The following is a 19,315-nucleotide window of genomic DNA, read 5'->3' as shown; positions in this document are numbered from 1 at the left end:
AGTACCCAAGGTCTCCCAGTTCCGGCGTCCGCGCGAGCCGGGGTTACGCCGTCGCGGGGGCGACCAGAGCGGCGTGGTGGCGGCGGGCGACACCGGGGTGCGCGCGCAACCAGCCCTTGAGCTCGTTGCGGCCGTACTCGGCGAACAGCGGATTGGCCGGGTCCTGGGTCGCTCCCGGTGCGCGGTCGGCGTGCGGGAACGGCAGCGGCTCGATGCGGGCGTCCAGCCGCGGATTGTAGAAGAACGGCACGGAGAACCGCTCCCGGGCGGCGGCCGGGCTGACCACTCGGTGGTTGGTGGCCTTCAGGTAGCCGTTGGTGGCGACCTCCAGCAGTTCGCCGAGGTTCACCACGAACGCGCCGGACAGCGGCGGCACGTCATGGAACGCGCCGTCCTCGCGCTCTACCTGCAGACCGCCGATGTCGTCCTGCAGCAGCAGGGTGAGGAACCCGTAGTCCTTGTGCGCGCCGACGCCCTGGTCGGCGCCGTCGGGGGCGCGTCCCGGGTAGCGCACCACCTTCAGATGCAGATGGGGGTGACCGGCGAAGGCCTCGTCGTAGAAGTCCTCTGGGGCGCCGATGGCGGCGAGGAGTTCCCTCAGCAGCCTGCCCGCGACCGTGCTCAGCCGATCGATCCAGCCCAGCGCGGTGGTGCGCAGCTCGGGCAGGGCGGTGGGCCACTGGTTCGGACCCTCCAGCCACCAGTACGCGGGCTCGTCCGGGCCGGGTATGCGCGCGCTCCGCTCGGCGCCGATGTCGAGTTGGTCGCGCCAGTCGGGGCTGCCGCCGGTGCGCTCGTCACCGATGCGCGTATAGCCGCGGAAGTGCGGCGAGTTGAGGTTGGAGATGGCGAACCGCTCGCTGTCCGGGAGGGCGAAGAACGCCCGCACCACGGAGGTCAGTGCGGCGGTCTCGGCGGGCGTGACGCCATGGCCGACGAGTTGGAAGAAGCCGACGTCATGGGCGGCCGAGTGCAGTTCGGTGTGCAGCCTGGCGCGCTCGGCGGGACCGCGGGAGGCGGCGGAAAGGTCGATGACCGGAAGCTGATGCGTCATGGGTGGTGTCCGCAGTGTGAGGTCCGGGCACGCCCCGGCGGTGGCCGGGTACGCCGCGAGCGGGCCGGGGTACGGCGGGATCGCGGAGCCGGAGAAGGGCTGAAGGTGAAGAGGAAGGGTGGGATCAGCCGCTGCGGCGACAGGACATGCTCGTAACGCGGACGAAGTCCACGTGGCGACGGCGTACGAGCGCGAGCATGCGCGCCAGCATACCTCGCGGATCCCTGGGGGCACGGGTTGCGGCGGGTTCGGCACCGCCGGTCTCCGTCGTCGCGGCTGCCCGCCGCCGCGGCGGAAACAATGTGTTGCGGCGGCAACGACTCTCCGCCGCAACGACGAGCGATCCCCCGCGGGGAGCCCGGCGGTGCCGAACGCCGGCACCCCCCGCGGAGTGGACAGGGCACTACGGCAGTCGCGCCGCCCGAGGAGCCCCCCGCACCCCGGACAGCGTCCGGCCCGCCGGATGTGTCACCGCGCCGGGGCCGACCGCCCGGATCAGCGCCGGGTATCCGCCGACCAGCGGGAGGTCTGCGCGGGAGTGGGCGAGGTCGACGCTGATGGCCGGAGTGGTGTCCGGCGCGACGATCAGCCCGTTGTCCGTACCGGCGACGATCAACGCCAGCCGGTGCCCGGCCGGGACGACATGGTCACTGGCGGCCAGCCGCAGCGTGATCGTGTAGGGCTTGCCCGGGGTGAGCGGAACGCCGTGCAGCGACGGGGAGTAGTGGCCGAGGTCGGCCCAGCCGCGGCTGAACACCGTGTAGTCGACGTGTCCTGTGTCCGCCGCGGTGTCGTGGAAGCAGGCGCTGTCGCCCGAAGTGCTCTCGCCCCAGCAGGACTTGGTCTGGAGGGTGGTGATGCCCTCGCCGCTGCCGTTGTAGTTCCGGATGGTGGCCGGGCCGAGGTCGACCAGGACGGCGGACAGATGCGCACTGCTGGTGGAGGGGGTCGCGGTGAGCGTCACCGTACCGCTGCCGGACAGCCGCAGGTCGTGCTTGAGCGCACCGGTGGTGAACGAGACCTTGTCCTTGGTGGCCTGGTCGACCTGCGCCGACCAGTCGGTCTCGCTCTGCGACGGGTCGTCGGTGTACGTCTCGGTGCTGCCGGCCGCGGGCGGCAGCGGTCCGAGGGTGCCCAGACCGGCGGTGCTGCCCGGATCCAGCTGGACCCTGGTGGCCGAGGTGCCGGGGGCGGGCCAGACGGAGTCGGTGGTCCAGTGGTCCGGGGTACGCTCGATGTCGGCCATGGGGGCTCGGTCGATGCCGTTGTCGACGCCCATCAGATAGTGGTCGAACCACTGGTGCAGGGTGTCCACCCAGGCGGATCGCCGGTAGTCGAACGGGTCGACGTGCCCGGTCTGGGAGAGCCAGATCTTGCGCTGCACGCCATGCGCGGCGAGCGCGTCCCACCACTGGCCGAAGTGCTTGGTGCGGACGTTGAGGTCCTCCATGCCGTGCACCAGGAAGACGCTGGCCTTCACCTTGGCGGCACTGGGCACGTAGTCGCGCTGCTGCCAGGCGGTCGTCCAGTCGCCGTCGCGTGGGGCACCGTCACGCAGTCGCTGCTGTTCGGCGGTGCAGTTCGCCTGTGCCGAGGAGCTCTCGACGTCACCGGCCAGGACGTCGGGGCCGCCGTCGTAGAGGGCCGCGCCCTGCGCGAAGTAGTAGTCGTACCAGGAGCTGATGGCGCTGATCGGCACCACGGTCTTCAGGCCGTCGACTCCGGTGGCGGCCACCCCGTTGGCGATGGTGCCGTCCCAGCTCTTGCCGATCATGCCGACGGACCCGTCGGCCCAACTCGCCCGTACGGTTTGGTTTCCGGTGCGTGAGCTGTAGCCCTTGGCGCGGCCGTTCAGCCAGTCGATGACGGCCTTGGCGGAGGTGACGTCGGACTGGCCGCCGACGTCCACACAGCCGTCGGAGCGGTTGGTGCCCGCCAGGTCGACCAGGACGACGGCATAGCCGCGCGGTACGAAGTAGTTGTCGTAGTAGAGCGGGAACTGGACCGGCTTCCCGTTCTTGTCGTAGGTCTTGACCTGGCTCTCGTTGCCGCGCCCGCAGCAGGAGTAGTACGGGCTGGCGTCCATGATGACCGGGACCTTCCGTCCGGCCGTGGCGGGTTCGCGGGGCCGGATGATGTCGGCGGCCACCCGGTCCCGCTTGCCGTTGCCTTCGCCGTCGAGGCCGGTGTCGACCCAGACGGATTCCCGTACGGCGTTGGCGTACGAGTAGACGGGCTGCGTCGGGCCCGATCGGGGACGGCCACCGGGCGAATGGCCGCCGCGCGCCATGGCCGGTGCGGTGAACACGGCCACCAGGGCGGTGACGATGACCGCCACGACCGTTATGGACTGGATGCGGGATCTCCGCGCGAGTGACAGCACGGGCCGGACGGTACCGCCTGTCATTGGCATGACAGGCCGTCTTTGCGAAAACTTGTGCGGTGACGCCTCCCGCTTGGGGTCACCAATCCCCGGGGGTACGCCCCCCGAGTCCCCGGGGCCCGCTGCTGGCCCGGTGGCTATGAGGTTTCGGGGGCTGCGCCCCCAAAGCCCCCGCGACACGGCCCCTGCCCGGAAGGCCGACGGAATTCGAGGGGCCGCGCGATCGCGTGACCGCCGGTCACCACCGTCGCGGTTACGCGCCACGGCGGCGGAGGGGAGTGCGGCCGCGACGGCGCGCAGGCCCGCGGCGGGGACCGGCGGTGCCGCAGCGGGCACGAGCCCACCGCGACCAGCCGTCGAGACCCGCGGCCCGGACGGCGGACACAACTTGCCGCCGCGGCGACGCGCAGGCCCGCCGGGGACCGGCGGTGCCGCAGCGGGGCACGAGCCACCGCGAGTCCCCGGCGGACCGCGACGCTCGGCGTGGAGAGAGAGCGCCGCCGCGAACGCACGCAGACCCGCGACAGGGATCCGCCGCACCGAAGCGGGCGCAACCTCACGCGATCAGCCAGCGAGATCCGCGGCTCGGGCAACGGGCACAGCTTGCCGCCGCGACGGCGCGCAGGCCCCCTGCGGGAAGCGGCAGCCCCGAACGGGGCGCGGCCCGATGACCGTCGCCCGGGTCGAGCTCAGGCGCAGCCGGGGTGTCACGCGGAAGGCGGTATTGGGTGAACACTCAGGGAAGGGGCGTGCACACAATGGGTGGGTATCCCCAATATCCACCCATTCCGCACCGTTGAGCCTCTAGGGTTCCAGTGATGTCCATCGATCGCCGCAGTGTTCTGCGAGCCGCGATGCAGACCGCGGCCGCCGGTGCATTGACCGCCGGATGTGCGGGCAGTGGGCCGAATTCGTCATCCCCCCGGTCGGCGGCGCCCTCCGGCGCCTCCGTCTCGCGTTCTCCGGCCGTCTCGGGCGGCGGCCCAGCGCCGCTGCCCGCGGGACTGCCGGGGCAGATCACCCACGGCCCCCGCGATCGTGGGATGGTGGCGCTCACCTTCCACGGCCAGGGCGAACCGAAGCTGGCCGAAACGCTGTTGGGCGAGGCCGAGCGGGCAGGAGCCCGGGTCACCGTACTGGCGGTCGGCAGTTGGCTCGACTCCTACCCGCAGATGGCCCGTCGAGTACTGGACGGCGGCCATGAACTGGGCAACCACACCCAGAACCATCGTGGCATCTCGGCCATGCCCGCGGACCAGGCGTCGGCCGAGATCACCCAATGCGCCGACCGGCTACGCAAGCTGACCGGTGACATCGGCCGCTGGTTCCGGCCGTCGCAGACCCAGTACGCGACGCCGCTCGTCCAGCGGTTGGCCGGCGCAGCCGGATACCGCCATGTCCTGTCCTACGACGTGGACTCCCTTGACTACACCGACCCCGGCGCCGACGCGGTACGCCGTACCGTTCTGGACCAGGCGCGGCACGGGTCGGTGGTGAGCCTGCACTTCGGGCACGCGGGCACGGTCGAAGCGCTGCCCGCACTCCTCGACGGACTCAAGCAGCGCGGTCTGCGCGCGGTGACCACCTCGGAGTTGCTGACCTGATGCGTGCCATACCCCGTACCCCGTTCCACACGGCGCTGCTGGCGGTCGTGTGCGTGCTCGTCGCCGTTGGCTGCTCGTCTTCCGCCACACGGCACAGCACCCCGTCGCGCGCCCGGAGTTCGACTTCGACCGGTGCGGGCACCATGGGCGTCGTCTACGCCGGACTGCCGGGCATGCCGCCGCCACTTGACCCACACGATCTCTACGCGGCCGACCGGCCGGGGGCACTTTCCCCTGCCGTGCGTAACTTCCCGAACCTGATCTACGTACCGAACACGATATCCAACACGGTGTCGATCATCGATCCGGCCACCGACAAGGTGATCCGGACGATCCCGGTGGGCATCCAGCCGCAGCACGTCGTCCCCTCCTGGGACCTCAAGACGCTCTGGGTCAACAACGATCTGAGCAACTCCCTCACCCCGATCGATCCGGCGACCGGCAACGTGGGCAAGCCGGTCGACGTACACGACCCGTACAACCTCTACTTCACACCGGACGGCAAGCACGCGGTGGTGATGGCTTCCCAGGACCGGCAACTGGTCTTCCGGGACGCGCACACCATGGCCGTCGACAAGGCCGTACCCGTCTCCTGCGGCGGAGTGAACCACGCCGACTTCTCGCCGGACGGCCGGTACTTCGTCGTCTCGTGCGAGTTCTCCGGCGAACTCCTGAAGGTCGACACCGCCGCGATGAAAGTGGTGGGCCAGCAGCGGCTGGCCTACGAGGGCTCGATGCCGCAGGACGTGAAGATCTCGCCGGACGGAAAGACCTTCTACATCGCGGACATGACCGCGGACGGGGTGTGGGTGCTCAACGGCGACAGCTTCGCCGAGCCCACGCTGCTGAAGACCGGCAAGGGTGCCCACGGCACCTACGTCAGCCGTGACTCGAAGTACCTGTACGTCTCCAACCGCGGCGAGGGTTCCATATCGGTACTGGAGTTCAGCACCGGCAAGTTGGTGCAGAAGTGGTGGCTGCCGGGCGGCGGCAGTCCCGACATGGGCGGTGTCTCGACGGACGGCAACACCCTGTGGTTGTCCGGGCGTTACAACTCCGAGGTGTACAAGATCGACACCCGCACCGGGAAGCTCATCGACCGGATCCGGGTCGGCCACGGCCCACACGGCCTGTGCGTGTATCCGCAGCCCGGCCGGTACTCGCTGGGCCACACCGGCATCTTCCGCTGAGCGGCTTCCACGCGTTGACACACGAAGCCGCGCGGTGCCAGGTGAGGCGCCGCGCGGCTCGGCTCAGCCCGTATCCGACCGGGTGTCATCGCTTGATGTGCGTGTCGCGGTGGGCGGCAATCCTGTCGTGGCGCATCCGCATCACACCGGTGTGGTGGGTGGTGTGGCGGCGGAGGTGCATACGGCGAACGTGGCGGATGTGACGGCCGTCGTGGTGGCGGCTGATCCGGGCCTCATGCCCCTTGGCGATGTGCTTTCCGTGGTGGTGCTCGGCGCTGCCCGCCGACGAGGCAGCGGAGGCGCCGCCCGCCGCGAACAGCAGGGCCGCAGCGCTACCGACCAGCACCCAGGCGCCGCGAACGGCCGACGACGACGTAAGGGACTTCATGGTGTGTTGCCTCCAAGAACGTTGAGAACGAGCCCCGACAGCGAACATGCGACACATCAGGCTCGGGGCACTGCCCAACGATCCAGGTAGCAAAGGGTATGTAGTTGGTTCCGGAATTTTGCCATTTATTGGGGAATTCCGGTCATGTGGGTCAGTCGACGCGAGCCAGGGGCTTACGACCCGCCGCACGGAGGACTTTCGTCCGGCCGTCGGGGCGCGAAAGCAGGGGAGAATCGGCGGGAGGCGGTTTCCGTGAGCGACGACATCGGCCCCGAACCTGGGCGGTGCCGGCCCCGCACAGCCGCGAGCCGTGCCGTACCGCAACGGCGCGGACCGGCGGCGAAACGGAACGCACCCCGGCCCAATAGGCCGCCGAACGCGCGCTAGCGCGGTTCGGCGAGTGTGCTGCCGCGGGGGGCCAATTGCGGGCGTTCGTCGAGGACATGTACCGCCGCTCCGCCGTCGAGCAGGGCGAGCAGTGCTCCCGCGGCCTGGCGGCCGAACGCGCTGGTGTCCCGGACCAGGGCGGTCAGGCCCGGGTGCGTGCTGCGGCACAGTACCGAGTCGTCCCAGGCCACGATGGCGAGATCACCCGGCACCGCCAGTCCCCGTTCGGCGGCGACCGCCAGACCGGCGACCGCCATCACGTCATTGTCGTAGACGATCGCGGTGGGCGGACGCCCCCACGCCAGTACCGCGCGGGTGGCCGCGGCGCCCTCGGTGTCGGAGTAGTCGGTGCTGACCGAGCTCACCTCGGTCAGTCCGCGAGCTGCCGCCGCCGTGCGCAGCGAGCGCGTTCGCCGCTGTGTGTGGGCGAGTTCGGGCAGCCCCGCGATGTGCACGATGCGGCGGTGGCCGAGTTGGTGCAGGTGGTCGACGATGGACGCCATGGCTCCGGCGTCGTCGGTGCGCAGTTGGGATATGGCGGCGTAGTCGACCGCGGTGTCCGTCGGCCCGGTTTCCAGGCCGCCGATGATGACCGCGGGCAGGCCGAGGGAGTCCAGTAGTTCCGGCCGGGGGTCGTCGTGGCGCGGGTCGACCACGAGCAGACCGTCCACCCGGTGCTCGGCCCACCAGCGGCGGTAGACCTCGCATTCGGCGGCCACGTCCTCAACCACCTGGAACAACAGGCCGAGTCGGCGCTCGGCGAGGACCTCCTGAACGCTGGAGACCAGCCGCAGGAAGAACGACTCCACCCCGAGGGTCCGCGCGGGCCGGGCCAGTACCAGACCGACGGTGGCGGAGCCCTCACCGGACAGCGCGCGCGCCGCCGCGCTCGGCTGCCAGCCCAGTTGCTCCGCGACCCGCCGTACCCGGTCCCGGGTGGCCGGTGAGACACCCGGCCGGTCGTTGAGCGCGAACGACACCGCGCTCTCGGAGACACCCGCCCGGCGTGCGATGTCCTTCATCGTGGGTCGTCGGGCAGGTCGACGCATGGCGGGCCTCTCGATCTCGTTGCGAACTGCGTCCGGTCCGGCGGACCTTCGTCGGTGTGCGGTCGGCCGGACGGTACTAAAGCGCTTGAGCGAGAAAATACTAAAGCGCATTAGTTCATGACGGAAGTATTGACTCTGCCCGCTCGCCGGGTGCACCTTCGTGACCGCCATTCGTCGTCTTCGTCATCACGCTCGCGCTGATGCTGCTGGTGCTCCGCGCCGGCCGCGGGGAGGAGGAGCGGTGAGGCCATCCGGGATCTGGGGGCGCGCCCTGCGCTACGTACTGCTGCTCGCGGTGCTGGTGATCACCGTCGGCCCGTTCCTGTGGCAGCTGTCCACCTCGCTCAAGGGCAGGACCGAGGACATCTACACGTTTCCGCCACGTCTGCTGCCACGGCATCCAACGCTGGGCAACTACGCGGGCGTTGCGGACATCATCCCGGTGTGGGACTACGCGCTGAACTCGCTCACGGTCGCCGTGACCAACGTGGTGACCAATCTGGTCGGCGCCTCGCTCGCCGGCTACGCGCTGTCCCGGCTGCGTTTCCGGGGCCGCGGGACCGCCGCGCTCGCCTTCGTCCTGGCGCTGCTGGTGCCCCTGGAGAGCATCGTCATCGCGCAGTTCACCCTGATGCGCCAGTTCAACCTGAACAACACACTGATCGCGGTGGTGCTGCCGGGCTGTGTCGGCGCGATGAACGTGCTGCTGATGCGGAACACCTTCGGTCATCTGCCGTACGAGACCGAGGAGGCCGCGATCATCGACGGCGCGAACGTCTGGCAGCGGTTCACCCGCGTCGCGCTGCCCTCGGTCAAGGGCACACTGGCGGTGGTCGCGATCTTCTCCTTCATGGGGTCGTGGGATGACTTCCTCTGGCCGCTGATCGTGCTCTCCGACTCCTCGAAGTTCACGCTCACGGTCGGCCTGAACTATCTGCACGGCACGTTCTCCAACAACCAGCGGCTGGTCGCGGCCGGGACGATCATCGCCGTCGCACCGCTGATCGTGTTGTTCGCCTGCCTCCAGCGGTACTTCATCCGCGGTGTCGGCGAGGGAGCAGTCAAGGGCTGACACCCACCGCCACCAACACGAACCGAAGAGGAACCCCCCGCATGACCGCACTGCGCTTCGGCGTCAACTACACGCCCACGCACGGCTGGTTCCACCACTGGCTGGACTTCGACCTCGACGAGGTCCGCGCCGACCTCGACTCGATCGCGGCCCTCGGCCTCGACCACATCCGGGTCTTCCCGCTGTGGCCGGTCTTCCAGCCCAACCGCACACTGATCAGGCCGCGCGCCGTGGAACAGCTGGTGCGGCTGGTCGACGCGGCGGCCGAGCGCGGACTCGACGTCAATGTCGACGGGCTGCAAGGACACTTGTCCAGCTTCGACTTCATCCCGTCGTGGACCACGACCTGGCACCGTCGCAATCTGTTCACCGACCCGTCGGTGGCCGAGGGTCAGGCCGGGTATCTGCGCGCGCTGGCCGAGGCCCTCGCGGACCGGCCCAACTTCCTGGGGATGACCGTCGGCAACGAGATCAACCAGTTCTCCGCCGCACCGCACCCGGACCCCGACCCGGTGACGCACCGGCAGGCGGCCGACTGGCTGCGGCGGATGCTCGCCGCCTGCGAGCAGGGCGCCCCCGGCCGCTGTCATCTGCACGCCAGCTACGACGCCGCCTGGTACCACGACGGCCATCCGTTCACCCCGGCGCACTCGGCTCAGCTCGGCGCGATGACCGCCGTGCATTCCTGGGTCTTCAACGGGACCGCACAGCGGCACGGCGCCACCGGCACCGCCACCGAACAGCACGCCGCCTACCTCATCGAGCTCTCCAAGGCCTGGGCCGACCGCCCGGACCGTCCGGTCTGGCTCCAGGAAGTCGGCGCCCCCGCACCGCACATCCCGCCGGAGCAGGCCGCCGCCTTCACCGAGGCCACCGTCGCGGGCGCGCTGGACTGCCCGGACGTGTGGGGCGTGACCTGGTGGTGCTCGCACGACGTCGACCGGGCGCTGGCCGACTTCCCCGAGCTGGAGTACGGCCTGGGTCTGCTCACCAACGACCGCGAGGTCAAGCCCGCGGGGCAGGCGATCGCCCGGATCGTACGGGAGTGGCGCGGCCGTGAGCACCGGCCGCCGCCGCGCACCACCGCCCTGATGATCGACGTGGGCGAGGCGCACGGCGAGCCCGCCCGGGCCGGGTGCGCGCCGGGCGGGGAGTTCTTCGAGGCATGGATGCGGCTGGCCGCTCAGGGCGCGCGCCCCACCACCGTACTGGCCGAACTGGCACAGGACGCTGGCCACTTGGCGTCCCGCGGCATCACCGAGGTCGTCACCGCACCGGACACCGTCCACACCGCACACCCCAAGGGGGCACACCGATGAACCGGCATCCGATACCCCGCCGCACGGTCCTGCTGGCCGGGGCCGCGGCGACGGCGGCGCTCGCCCTGCCGACGGGCACGGCCGCCGCGGTCACCGCCGACGCCACGCTCCAGCCCTGCGCCTCGTACTGGTTCCCCGACTCACTGCCCTCCGGCACGCCCCCGCCCGGGGTGGTCTGGCGCAGCCTCAAGGCGTGGGATCCGCGGTACGACCCCGATCTGCCGTTCAACACCGCGTCGGTACCGCTCGCCGGGCGGTTCGCTCCCCCACCGCCCAACACGACCGCGTGCCGTGGGGCACCAGTTGGCTGACGGTCCACGGGACCGTACCGCAGGAGTGGGCGGGGCGAACCGTGGAGGCGCTGCTGGACCTGGGCTTCGACGAGAACATGCCGGGCTTCCAGTGCGAGGGGTTGGTCTACCGGCCGGACGGCTCGCCGGTGAAGGGCCTCAATCCGCGCAACCAGTGGGTGCGGATCGGTTCGCCGGTGGCGGTCGGGGAGCAGGTCACGCTGCATGTGGAGGCGGCGGCGAACCCGGTTCATGACACTGCGCTTGGCGCGCGGCGAGGAGTGACGTGGGGGTGCGGTGGGTTCGGCGCCGCACCCCCGCCTAGGCCAGCGACCGCCCGGCCGGGATCACCTTGCCCACCCGGGCGACGAGTTCCGCCACGCGTTCCATCACGTGCGGGTCGTGGACGCCGGGCAGGTTGAGGATGACGTGTTCGATGCCGTGGGTCGCCAACTCCTCGCAGCGGTCGGCGGCCTGGTCGACCGAGCCGCCGGGGCCGGTGAGCGGCAGAACGGCGGCCACGGTCTTCTCGATCTCGCCGTAGGGCCGTCCCTCGCGCTCGCAGTGCTCGCGCAGGACGTCCAGTTTGCGGGTGATCTCCGGGGTGTCGAAGAGGTTGCAGGCGTCCGCGTACTTCGCCACCAGCCGCAGCGTCTTGCGTTCGCCCGAGCCGCCCACCAGGATCGGCGGACGCGGGCTGGTCAGCGGGGCGGGCGAGTTGAGCGGCCGCTCAAGGGTGTAGTGCCGCCCGTGGATCGGCCGGGTTTCGCCCGACCACGCCTGCCGTACGATCCGCAGCGTCTCCTCCAGCCGCTCGAACCGCTCCGCGACCGGCGGGAACGGAATGCCGAGCCCGGCCGCCTCCGCGTCGTTCCACCCCGCACCGACGCCCAGCCAGGCACGGCCCCCGGACAGCACGTCAAGCGTGGTCACGGTCTTCAGCAGCACCCCGGGGTACCGGTAGACCACTGCGGTGACCAGCGTGCCGAGCCGGATGCGCCGGGTGTGCGCGGCGGCGAACGCCAGCGTTGTGTACGACTCCAGCATCGGCTCGTCCTCGGACCCGTTCATCGGGATCTGCCAGAAGTGGTCCATGACCCACAGGCTCGCCAGTCCCGCCTCGTCGGCGTCGCGCGCGATGCGCGCGACGGTCGGGCCGATGGCCCCGGGTCCGCCGGGCCAGCTGAACGATGTCACTGTCAAACCGATCCGCATACTCGCTCCCGTTACGTCGCTTTACTTGCGCAATGTCCGATTGGCGGCTGACGGAAACGCTAGACGTAAATCCCCTCCACGCCGCAGAGGACCGCCAGTCCGCGGCTGCCGCGGTTACCCCGTTCAGCGGTTGGGGCGCCGCGCACGGCCGGTCGGACGGCAGACCGGATACGGAGCGGGGCCGGGCGAGCCGTACAGTGATCCGCGTCCGCCCGGCCCCGTGAAGAACAGGAGCGGCCGCACCATGCACGTCCCCGTGGAGACCGTGAAGACGGCCGTCAGCGGCGGTACCGGGACGCTGATCCTGGACCGGCCCAGCGCGCTCAACGCGCTCGACCTGCGCATGGTCCAACAGATGAGGGCCGCGCTCGACATGTGGCGCGAGGATGACGCGGTACGCGCGGTGGTGGTGCGCAGCACCTCGCCCAAGGCGTTCTGCTCGGGCGGCGACATAAGGGCGGTGCGCGAGGCCGGACTGCGCGGTGACCAGGCGGCGGTGTACGAGTACTTCTCCGCCGAGTACGGGCTCAACGCCGCTGTCGCCGCCTACCCGAAGCCGTACGTCGCACTGATCGACGGTTACGCGCTGGGCGGCGGTCTGGGGATCTCGGTGCACGGCTCGGCGCGGGTGGTGACGGAACGGGCCGGGCTGGCGATGCCGGAGACCGCGATCGGGTTCTTCCCGGACATCGGCGCCGGCTACTTCCTGCCCCGGTTGCGCGGCCGGATCGGCTGGTACCTCGGGCTGACCGGGCGCCGGATCTCCGGTGCGGCGGCGGTCGAGTGCGGTCTGGCCACGCACTATGTGCACTCCAGCGATCTCGCCGCACTGGAGCGGGAGTTGACCGCCGCGGGCGGCGAGGGGATCGCCGAGGTGCTCGCACACCGTGCCGCCGAGCCGCCCGCGTCCGAACTCGCCGGCGACCGCGAGGTCATCGACCGCTGCTTCGCGGCCGACAGCCTGACCGAGCTCTTCGAGCGGCTGACCGCCGAGGGCGGCGACTGGGCGGAGGAGACGCTGACGGAACTGCGGCATGCGTCGCCGTCCAGTCTTCATGTGACGTTCGAACTGCTGCGGCGCGGTGCGGACCCGGACGCGTCCTTGGCGGACTGCCTTGATCTGGAGCTGCGTACGGCCTGCCGGATGGCGGGCACGCAAGACTTCGCCGAGGGCGTGCGAGCGGCACTGGTCGACAAGGACCGCAAGCCGTCCTGGGATCTGAGCGAACTGGACACCGTACGCGGCTGGTTCGAGGAGTAGCGGTCAGTCACCAGGGGGACGCGTCTTGCGCCGAACGTATTGCGGGTACCAGCGCGTGATCCGTACGGCGACCGCCAGCAGGGCGACCGGGACGATCCAGTTGAGCCAGTCGGTTCCGGTGCGCACGTGCAGCGCGACCAGCCCGAGGATCGCGATGACCGCGAAGACCAGCCCCCACATCGCCGTCAACAGCCGGTTGGTGCGTCTGAAGGCGGGGGATTCCCAGACCTCCGGGGGCGCGGACACCCTGGCGTACTGCTCGGTGAACGGTACGAAGGCCAGCGAACCCAGCGCCACCACCGCGATCGCTCCACTGGCCAGCGTCTGCGCATAGGTCTCCAGCCAGATCAGGTCATGTCGCTGCAAGGTCAATCCCAGCACCGATATCACCAGGAAGAAGACGATTCCCACCACGTCCAGGATCTTGGGGGCACCCCGCATCAGGTCCGGGACGTTCAGGACGACAGCGCAGATGAGCGCCGCCACCGCCGCGAGCTTCCAGGTGCTGGGCCCGGCGACCACGTCGAAGACGATCCAGGGGGCGAAGGCGAAGAAGACGCTGCCCCGCGCCAGCACGCCACGCTCCGCCTCCGGCCGCTCGGAGCGCCCAGACCTGGCCATCGACCGGGTCAGTCCGGGCAGCAGCCGGACCCCGCCCGGGTGCCGCAGTGCCGCGCTCACGAACTCATCCTCCGCCGCATCGCCACCGCCCGCATCTCGTCGCACCAGGTCAGCGGGACAACCCCATGGTGTGACCTGCGCGGCCGGGCGTAACTCACCGGCAGGGTCCGGCAGTTATCAGCGGTGACACCTCTGCGTTACGGACTCCGCACAGAGAGTAGGGGGCAGTCCTGTGCGGAGCACTTGAGCCGTTGAGGGTGCCACCAACACCGCAGCGCGTGCCGTGTGGCTCGCGTCGCTCGGTAGTCGCGAGGAAAGGGCCGCATGCCACCCAGGAGCAACCCCACGGCGCGCCAGGTACGACTGGGTGCCGAGCTACGCAAGATGCGCGAGCGCGCCGGGATCACGGCGCGGGACGCCGCCGCCTACCTGAATTCCAATCCGATCCAGATGAGCCATGTCGAGTCCGGGCGCAGCGGCATCAGCGAGGAACGGATCCGGCGGCTGGCCGGCCACTACGCATGCGACAACCTGCCGTACGTCGACGCGCTGGTCGATATGGCCAATGAGCGCGGCAAGGGGTGGTGGGAGGAGTTTCGGGGCACGCTCTCCCCGGTATCGCTCGACCTCGCCGAGATGGAACACCACGCGGCTTACCTACGCGCACTGGAGGTCATCCATATCCCTGGCCTCCTGCAGACCGAGGGCCACATGCGGGCCGCTTTCTCGTACGTGAACCCGAATCTGCCAGCACACCGGCTCGACACATGGGTCGAATTCCGCGCGCGTCGCAAAACGGTCCTAACGACGGGCACCTTCAACGCCGTTATCCACGAGGCCGCGTTGCGGCTCAGGGTGGGCGGGGCGGTAGAGGCTCGTGCACAGCTCGCACACATCTTGGAGCTGTCGGAGCGGGACAACGTCAGCGTGCGGATCATCCCGTTCGACGTCGAGGGCTTCGCCGGTGCCGGATACTCCATGCTCTACGCGGGTGGCCGCGTTTCACAGCTGGACACGGTACAGATAGACACCATGGACAGCTCCAATTTCCTGGACGCGGAATCCCGGCTGACGAAGTTCCGCGAACTGCTGGATAGGATCGAGAGCTCGGCCCTCATGCCGGGCGCCTCTCGTGACCTCATCCGCCGCATCGAAGGGGAACTTTAGCCGTGTCCACCTCAGTAATCTGGCAAAGATCCTCGTTCTCCGGCGGATCGGAGGGCAACAACTGTGTGGAGGTGCGCATTTACGCCGGTCGAATACACCTGCGAGAAAGTGACGCACCCGACGCGATCGTCACCACCAACCGCACCCACCTGTCCGCGTTCATACGCCGCATAAAGGCCGGAGGCTGACCTGTGGGCCGGGTACTGGTCGTCGATGACGACGCCGCGATCCTCCGCTCGCTCGGACGCGGGCTGCGCCTGAGCGGGTACGCGGTCACCCTCGCGGAAAGCGGGGAGGCCGCCCTCGCACAGTTGCAGGCGGCCCCGGCCGACGTCATCGTGCTGGATGTCTCCATGCCGGGCATCGGCGGCACCGAGGTGTGCCGTCAACTGCGCGCCATGGGAGACGACACGCCCGTCCTGATGCTGTCCGCGCTGGACGAGGTCAAGGACCGGGTGGCCGGGCTGCAGGCCGGGGCCGACGACTACCTGGTCAAGCCGTTCGCACTCCAGGAGCTGCTGCTTCGGCTGCAGGCCCTGCTGCGCCGCCGCCCGCCGTCGCCCACCGACACCGTCCGGGTCGGGGATCTGGTGCTCGATCCCGCCGCGCGCGAGGTGCGGTACGAGGGCGCGCCGGTCCGCCTCACCCGGCGGGAGTTCGAACTCCTCGAAGTGCTGGCGCGCAACGCGGGTGTGGTCCTCAGCCGGGACCAACTGCTGGACCGGGTCTGGGGATACGACTTCGACGTCCGTACCGATGCCGTCGACACCTTCGTCAGTTACCTGCGGCGGAAGCTGGAGGCACAAGGACGCCCCCGGTTGATCCACACCGTGCGCGGGGTCGGGTTCGTACTACGGCGGGACGCGTCATGACAGCGGAGCGAAGCTCCTCCTTTGCGGGTGGTGGTGGGCGACGCGCGGGAATGGGGCTGTCCACCCGGATCGCCATCGCGGTGGGCGTGACCGTACCGCTGCTGGTGCTGGCGTCGGCGGCGCTGCTGCTGCGGCTGGTGACCATCGATGTGCACTCCGCGCAGGATTCACATCTGAGGGACCGGGCGGCCATCGTGCTGCCGATGGCCCGCAACCTGATCCGGGTCGACCGCGCCGGGCGCTACCAGCAGGAGCGCAAGGGCGAACACCGGCTGTTCGCGAACGCGTTGGACGTGGGAGTGCGGGTGGTCGGCGGGCCGGACGGCACGCCGATCGCGGAGGGCGGTCCGCAGCCGGATGACAGCGTCGCGTTGCCCGCGCGGACGCCGAACCCGGTCACCGTACGGGACAACGGCCGGGCGTGGCGCGCGTTCCAACTGCCGGTCACCGGCGGGCAGCCGGGGGACGCACTGTGGGTGTTCTCCCCCGCGTCGGTGGCACAGAACGGTGTGGACGCGGTACGCGGCCGGATCCTGCTCACCGCGCTGATCGCGGCGCCGGTCTCGGCGCTGGTCGCGCTGCTGATCGCGCAGCGGGCGACCCGCTCGCTGCGCAGGCTGCGGCGGCAGGCCAGCGGACTCGATCCACGGGTCAGCGAGGCCCGTCTTGAGCACCGGCCGTCATATGTCACGGAGGTCGATGAGCTGGCCCGTACCCTCCAGACGATCCTGACCCGCTACGACGAGCAGGCGGCCCGCACCGGTGAGGCGCTGGCGACCGCCCGGTCGTTCTCGGCGGCGGCCTCACACGAGTTGCGTACGCCGCTGATGAGCATGCAGACCAATCTGGAGATCCTGTCCGCCCATCCGGACCTCGCCCCGGACGAACGTGCCGAGGTGCTGGCGGATCTCCGCGATGAACACGCCCGGTTGCAGGGGCTGTTGGTGACACTGCGTGCCCTGGCGCAGGGCGATCTGGTGGAGGTGGACGCGTTCACACCGGTGGAGCTCGGCGAATTGGTCGACGCAGCGGGGGCCGACGCGGCGCGCCGACACCCCGAGGCGCGGATCACGGTACGGACCGACGGCGCGCTGCGGATGCGCGGCTGGGAGCCGGGCCTGCGGATGATCGCCGACAACCTGCTGAACAACGCGGTGGTGCACGGCCGTCGGCCGGACAGTGATCCCGATATCCGGGTGGCACTGCGCCGCGAGGACGACGAGGCCGTACTGACGGTGGACGACGCCGGACCGGGCGTACCCGAGGAGGCGCGGCGGCGGGTCTTCCAACGCTTCGCCCGCGGACCGGAGAGCCCCGGCACCGGACTCGGGCTGACGCTCGTCGCCCAGCAGGTCGATCTGCACCGCGGCACCGTACGCATCACGGACCGGCCGGGCGGCGAGCCCGGCAGCAGGTTCGAGGTGCGGCTGCCGCTCTCCGGGGCGGCGCTGCCCGAACTGCCGTCGCACCGCGACTGGTTGAGCGGCTCGGTACGTCCCGCGGTCTGACCGGCACCCGCCCCACAAAGAAACCACAAGAACCGCTTCTACGGTCGACCCCAAGCGGCCCGCCAGCCGTCTCCCAGCGGCGGCGGGCCGCATCCGAACCGTCACCATGAAGTGGAGAGAGTCATCATGCAGCGTCGAAAGGCGACGGTGACCGCGACCGTCGCGGGACTCGTCCTCACCGGCTCACTCGCGGCCATGGCCGTACCCGCCTACGCGGACGGCTCCAGCCCGGCCCCGTCCGCCTCCGCCAGCGCCGCCCCACAGGCCCACCCGAAGGGTCCGAAGACGGACGGCGCGCGGGCGCTGTGCCGACGGGTGCCGAAGCTGGACCGCCGTATCGCCCGGGAGATCAAGCGGCTGGAGGCGGGAGCCGGCACGCGGGGCTCGATCGCGTTCCTGGAGCAGCGCATCGACAACGCCAAGAAGGAGAACCACGCGACCATCGCCAAGTTCCTCGGCGACCGGCTCAGCGCGCGCCAGGCCCTGCTGGTCAACCTCAAGCAGCGGCAGAGCGACCTGAAGGACGTCGCGTCCTGGTGCAAGGCCAACGACAACGGCAAGCCGACGAAGACCTCGAACAACGCATGAGCCGCCGCCGACGTGTTTCCGTACTGGTGACGGCGGCGATCGCCGTGCCCGTGCTGGCCACGGCCGGGTGCGCGCACTCCGCGGGCGGCTCCGCGAGCGGTACGCCGTCGGCCACGTCGACGTCGTCGTCCTCCACCGACCAGCTCAAGCAGCTGCAGCAGAAGGTCGACAGCGCACAGAGCGCGGCCGACGCGGCGGACCACGACGCACAGAGCAACTAGCCCTTCGGGCGGATCGCGACAACACGGTCCCTGCTGTCAGGGCGGCGGATTGGAACGTCGGCCTGCGCCACCGCATCGGTGGTGCAGGCCGACGCGCATGGCAGACGGCCCTACTGACGGTCGTCGAGCTCGTCCTGGATGTCGTCGAAGGAACCCTGGCGCTGCTCCTTGTCCTGCTGGGCGCGTTCGCGGGACTTGCCCTTGGCCTGCTGGGCCCGCTTGGCCTCCTGCTCGATCTTCCGCTTGGCCTGCTGGGCCTTCTGGTTGAGCTCGTCCTTCATACCCATCAGAATCACTCCGCGTGATGAGGGGGTGGGTCAGTTCAGCCTGCCATGGCCCAGCCAATGCCGCATTTCGGGCAGCGGCCTCACCTGTGTGGGCCATGGCCACCAAGTCCTCCAGCCTTCCGCGACCACGTCGGGACACACCGTGCGACGTGCGAGAACGCCCCGCGGACCAGCCACGGAAGTACCGCATCCGGGTGATCAGGGACGATCGGCTCGCGTCGCACGCAAGGCGGAGACGGGTTTGCATCCTGATGGGCCGGGTCCGTCCAATGCGGTCATGGAGACCGCGCCGCCCGGCGCAGGAGAGTCCCATGTCCTCTGGTCGAACCGCCGCCGTAGCGCTGACCGCCGTTGCCGCCGTCGGGCTCACCGCGCCCGCCGCCCTGGCCAGTGTGAGCCCCAACCCTGCGAGCCCCGGGCAGACGGTGCACATGAGCGACGACAGGAAGTGCGAGATGTCCAAGGGCGCCACGGCGTCGTCGCCGCTCTTCGGCGAGGTCGCCCTGTCCGCGGGCGCCGACCGCATGGTGGCGGGCCTCACCACGCCCCCGACCGCCAAGCCCGGCAGGTACCCGGTGACGATCCGGTGCGGCTACGGCGGGCTGACCATCTCCAGCACCATGACCGTGCGGGCACCACAACCCGACGCGGCGCAGCCTGCCGCCAGCGCCCGGGCCGGCACAGGTCCCAAGCCCACGAAGGGCGTGCGGGCCGGTTCCGGTGGCGGTGTCGGCGGATGGGACGCCCCGCAGGTCGCGGGCGGCGCCGCGCTGCTGGCCCTGGCGGCCAGCGGCGCGCTCGTCCTGGTGCGCCGCCGCCGCGGAAGCGGATCGTCCTGA

The 19,315-nt window shown here is 70.3% G+C and carries 19 protein-coding genes and 1 pseudogene; 13 read left to right on the top strand and 7 right to left on the bottom strand.

What is annotated here, in order from left to right; all coding sequences use genetic code 11:
* Positions 1-43: 43 nt before the first annotated feature.
* A complete protein-coding gene (locus P2L57_RS08775) occupies positions 44-1,054 on the bottom strand; it encodes an isopenicillin N synthase family dioxygenase (protein WP_275810950.1) in 1,011 nt (336 codons plus the stop codon).
* Between the two features lie 403 nt (positions 1,055-1,457).
* Positions 1,458-3,467 carry a Xaa-Pro dipeptidyl-peptidase gene (locus P2L57_RS08770; RefSeq protein ID WP_372515656.1) on the bottom strand — a complete coding sequence of 670 codons (2,010 nt, stop codon included), beginning with the start codon at positions 3,465-3,467 and terminating at the stop codon, positions 1,458-1,460.
* A 788-nt stretch (positions 3,468-4,255) separates the two neighbouring features.
* Here P2L57_RS08770 and P2L57_RS08765 point away from each other — a divergent pair.
* Together P2L57_RS08765 and P2L57_RS08760 are read left to right on the top strand one after the other, a co-directional pair.
* Positions 4,256-5,041, top strand: coding sequence for a polysaccharide deacetylase family protein (locus tag P2L57_RS08765; protein WP_275810944.1), 786 nt, complete (start codon positions 4,256-4,258; stop codon positions 5,039-5,041).
* Positions 5,041-6,231 (top strand): YncE family protein, encoded by a 1,191-nt coding sequence (locus P2L57_RS08760; protein ID WP_275810941.1) that lies wholly within the window; start codon positions 5,041-5,043, stop codon positions 6,229-6,231. Before P2L57_RS08765 ends, P2L57_RS08760 begins: the two co-directional genes overlap by 1 nt.
* Positions 6,232-6,316: 85 nt before the next feature.
* On the opposite strand, the gene P2L57_RS08755 is transcribed toward P2L57_RS08760, so the two are convergent.
* Both P2L57_RS08755 and P2L57_RS08750 read right to left on the bottom strand, forming a co-directional pair.
* Positions 6,317-6,619: a hypothetical protein gene (locus P2L57_RS08755; protein ID WP_275810938.1), complete on the bottom strand. Its 303-nt coding sequence runs from the start codon at positions 6,617-6,619 to the stop codon at positions 6,317-6,319.
* A 383-nt stretch (positions 6,620-7,002) separates the two neighbouring features.
* Complete coding sequence (locus P2L57_RS08750) at positions 7,003-8,028, bottom strand: LacI family DNA-binding transcriptional regulator (RefSeq protein WP_275810935.1); 1,026 nt, start codon at positions 8,026-8,028, stop codon at positions 7,003-7,005.
* 268 nt (positions 8,029-8,296) lie between these two features.
* Here P2L57_RS08750 and P2L57_RS08745 point away from each other — a divergent pair, with 268 nt between their 5' ends.
* The 3 genes and pseudogenes from P2L57_RS08745 to P2L57_RS40635 form a co-directional block, all read left to right on the top strand.
* Positions 8,297-9,127, top strand: coding sequence for a carbohydrate ABC transporter permease (locus tag P2L57_RS08745; protein ID WP_275810932.1), 831 nt, complete (start codon positions 8,297-8,299; stop codon positions 9,125-9,127).
* A 41-nt stretch (positions 9,128-9,168) separates the two neighbouring features.
* Positions 9,169-10,446: a glycoside hydrolase 5 family protein gene (locus P2L57_RS08740; protein ID WP_275810929.1), complete on the top strand. Its 1,278-nt coding sequence runs from the start codon at positions 9,169-9,171 to the stop codon at positions 10,444-10,446.
* A gap of 115 nt (positions 10,447-10,561) precedes the next feature.
* A pseudogene (locus P2L57_RS40635) lies at positions 10,562-10,987 on the top strand (hypothetical protein); the annotation flags it as partial.
* Between the two features lie 70 nt (positions 10,988-11,057).
* Here the strand turns inward: P2L57_RS40635 and P2L57_RS08725 are convergent.
* Positions 11,058-11,933 (bottom strand): LLM class F420-dependent oxidoreductase, encoded by an 876-nt coding sequence (locus tag P2L57_RS08725; protein ID WP_275811171.1) that lies wholly within the window; start codon positions 11,931-11,933, stop codon positions 11,058-11,060.
* A gap of 262 nt (positions 11,934-12,195) precedes the next feature.
* Here P2L57_RS08725 and P2L57_RS08720 point away from each other — a divergent pair, with 262 nt between their 5' ends.
* A complete protein-coding gene (locus P2L57_RS08720) occupies positions 12,196-13,212 on the top strand; it encodes an enoyl-CoA hydratase/isomerase family protein (RefSeq protein WP_275810926.1) in 1,017 nt (338 codons plus the stop codon).
* Between the two features lie 3 nt (positions 13,213-13,215).
* On the opposite strand, the gene P2L57_RS08715 is transcribed toward P2L57_RS08720, so the two are convergent.
* Positions 13,216-13,893 (bottom strand): DUF3159 domain-containing protein, encoded by a 678-nt coding sequence (locus P2L57_RS08715; RefSeq protein WP_275810923.1) that lies wholly within the window; start codon positions 13,891-13,893, stop codon positions 13,216-13,218.
* Positions 13,894-14,157: 264 nt separating this feature from the next.
* Between P2L57_RS08715 and P2L57_RS08710 the strand changes: the two genes are divergently transcribed.
* The 6 genes from P2L57_RS08710 (at position 14,158) to P2L57_RS08685 (ending at position 18,189) form a co-directional block, all read left to right on the top strand.
* Positions 14,158-15,000, top strand: a complete 843-nt coding sequence (locus P2L57_RS08710) for a helix-turn-helix domain-containing protein (protein ID WP_275810920.1) — start codon at positions 14,158-14,160, stop codon at positions 14,998-15,000.
* A 2-nt stretch (positions 15,001-15,002) separates the two neighbouring features.
* Positions 15,003-15,188 (top strand): DUF397 domain-containing protein, encoded by a 186-nt coding sequence (locus P2L57_RS08705; protein ID WP_275810917.1) that lies wholly within the window; start codon positions 15,003-15,005, stop codon positions 15,186-15,188.
* 3 nt (positions 15,189-15,191) lie between these two features.
* Complete coding sequence (locus P2L57_RS08700) at positions 15,192-15,872, top strand: response regulator transcription factor (protein ID WP_275810915.1); 681 nt, start codon at positions 15,192-15,194, stop codon at positions 15,870-15,872.
* Positions 15,869-17,380, top strand: coding sequence for a sensor histidine kinase (locus P2L57_RS08695; protein ID WP_275810912.1), 1,512 nt, complete (start codon positions 15,869-15,871; stop codon positions 17,378-17,380). Before P2L57_RS08700 ends, P2L57_RS08695 begins: the two co-directional genes overlap by 4 nt.
* A gap of 126 nt (positions 17,381-17,506) precedes the next feature.
* The gene (locus P2L57_RS08690) at positions 17,507-17,968 is read left to right on the top strand and encodes a hypothetical protein (RefSeq protein WP_275810909.1); all 462 of its coding nucleotides are present in this window, start codon (positions 17,507-17,509) and stop codon (positions 17,966-17,968) included.
* Complete coding sequence (locus tag P2L57_RS08685) at positions 17,965-18,189, top strand: hypothetical protein (RefSeq protein WP_275810906.1); 225 nt, start codon at positions 17,965-17,967, stop codon at positions 18,187-18,189. The genes P2L57_RS08690 and P2L57_RS08685 overlap by 4 nt, the downstream gene beginning before the upstream one ends.
* Before the next feature lie 110 nt (positions 18,190-18,299).
* On the opposite strand, the gene P2L57_RS08680 is transcribed toward P2L57_RS08685, so the two are convergent.
* Positions 18,300-18,476 carry a hypothetical protein gene (locus tag P2L57_RS08680; protein ID WP_275810903.1) on the bottom strand — a complete coding sequence of 59 codons (177 nt, stop codon included), beginning with the start codon at positions 18,474-18,476 and terminating at the stop codon, positions 18,300-18,302.
* 311 nt (positions 18,477-18,787) lie between these two features.
* On the opposite strand from P2L57_RS08680, the gene P2L57_RS08675 reads away from it, so the two are divergent.
* Positions 18,788-19,315: a hypothetical protein gene (locus tag P2L57_RS08675; protein ID WP_275810900.1), complete on the top strand. Its 528-nt coding sequence runs from the start codon at positions 18,788-18,790 to the stop codon at positions 19,313-19,315.

The organism is Streptantibioticus ferralitis (assembly GCF_029223525.1).
Taxonomy (GTDB): domain Bacteria; phylum Actinomycetota; class Actinomycetes; order Streptomycetales; family Streptomycetaceae; genus Streptantibioticus_A; species Streptantibioticus_A ferralitis.
This window is presented reverse-complemented; position numbering and strand designations above follow the sequence as displayed.

Excerpts from the sequence above, each read along its gene's own strand:
- P2L57_RS08775 (WP_275810950.1), bottom strand. The coding sequence starts at position 1,054 with ATGACGCATCAGCTTCCGGTCATCGACCTTTCCGCCGCCTCCCGCGGT.
- P2L57_RS08770 (WP_372515656.1), bottom strand. The coding sequence starts at position 3,467 with ATGCCAATGACAGGCGGTACCGTCCGGCCCGTGCTGTCACTCGCGCGG.
- P2L57_RS08765 (WP_275810944.1), top strand. The coding sequence starts at position 4,256 with ATGTCCATCGATCGCCGCAGTGTTCTGCGAGCCGCGATGCAGACCGCG.
- P2L57_RS08760 (WP_275810941.1), top strand. The coding sequence starts at position 5,041 with ATGCGTGCCATACCCCGTACCCCGTTCCACACGGCGCTGCTGGCGGTC.
- P2L57_RS08755 (WP_275810938.1), bottom strand. The coding sequence starts at position 6,619 with ATGAAGTCCCTTACGTCGTCGTCGGCCGTTCGCGGCGCCTGGGTGCTG.
- P2L57_RS08750 (WP_275810935.1), bottom strand. The coding sequence starts at position 8,028 with ATGAAGGACATCGCACGCCGGGCGGGTGTCTCCGAGAGCGCGGTGTCG.
- P2L57_RS08740 (WP_275810929.1), top strand. The coding sequence starts at position 9,169 with ATGACCGCACTGCGCTTCGGCGTCAACTACACGCCCACGCACGGCTGG.
- P2L57_RS08720 (WP_275810926.1), top strand. The coding sequence starts at position 12,196 with ATGCACGTCCCCGTGGAGACCGTGAAGACGGCCGTCAGCGGCGGTACC.
- P2L57_RS08710 (WP_275810920.1), top strand. The coding sequence starts at position 14,158 with ATGCCACCCAGGAGCAACCCCACGGCGCGCCAGGTACGACTGGGTGCC.
- P2L57_RS08695 (WP_275810912.1), top strand. The coding sequence starts at position 15,869 with ATGACAGCGGAGCGAAGCTCCTCCTTTGCGGGTGGTGGTGGGCGACGC.
- P2L57_RS08690 (WP_275810909.1), top strand. The coding sequence starts at position 17,507 with ATGCAGCGTCGAAAGGCGACGGTGACCGCGACCGTCGCGGGACTCGTC.
- P2L57_RS08685 (WP_275810906.1), top strand. The coding sequence starts at position 17,965 with ATGAGCCGCCGCCGACGTGTTTCCGTACTGGTGACGGCGGCGATCGCC.
- P2L57_RS08680 (WP_275810903.1), bottom strand. The coding sequence starts at position 18,476 with ATGGGTATGAAGGACGAGCTCAACCAGAAGGCCCAGCAGGCCAAGCGG.
- P2L57_RS08675 (WP_275810900.1), top strand. The coding sequence starts at position 18,788 with ATGTCCTCTGGTCGAACCGCCGCCGTAGCGCTGACCGCCGTTGCCGCC.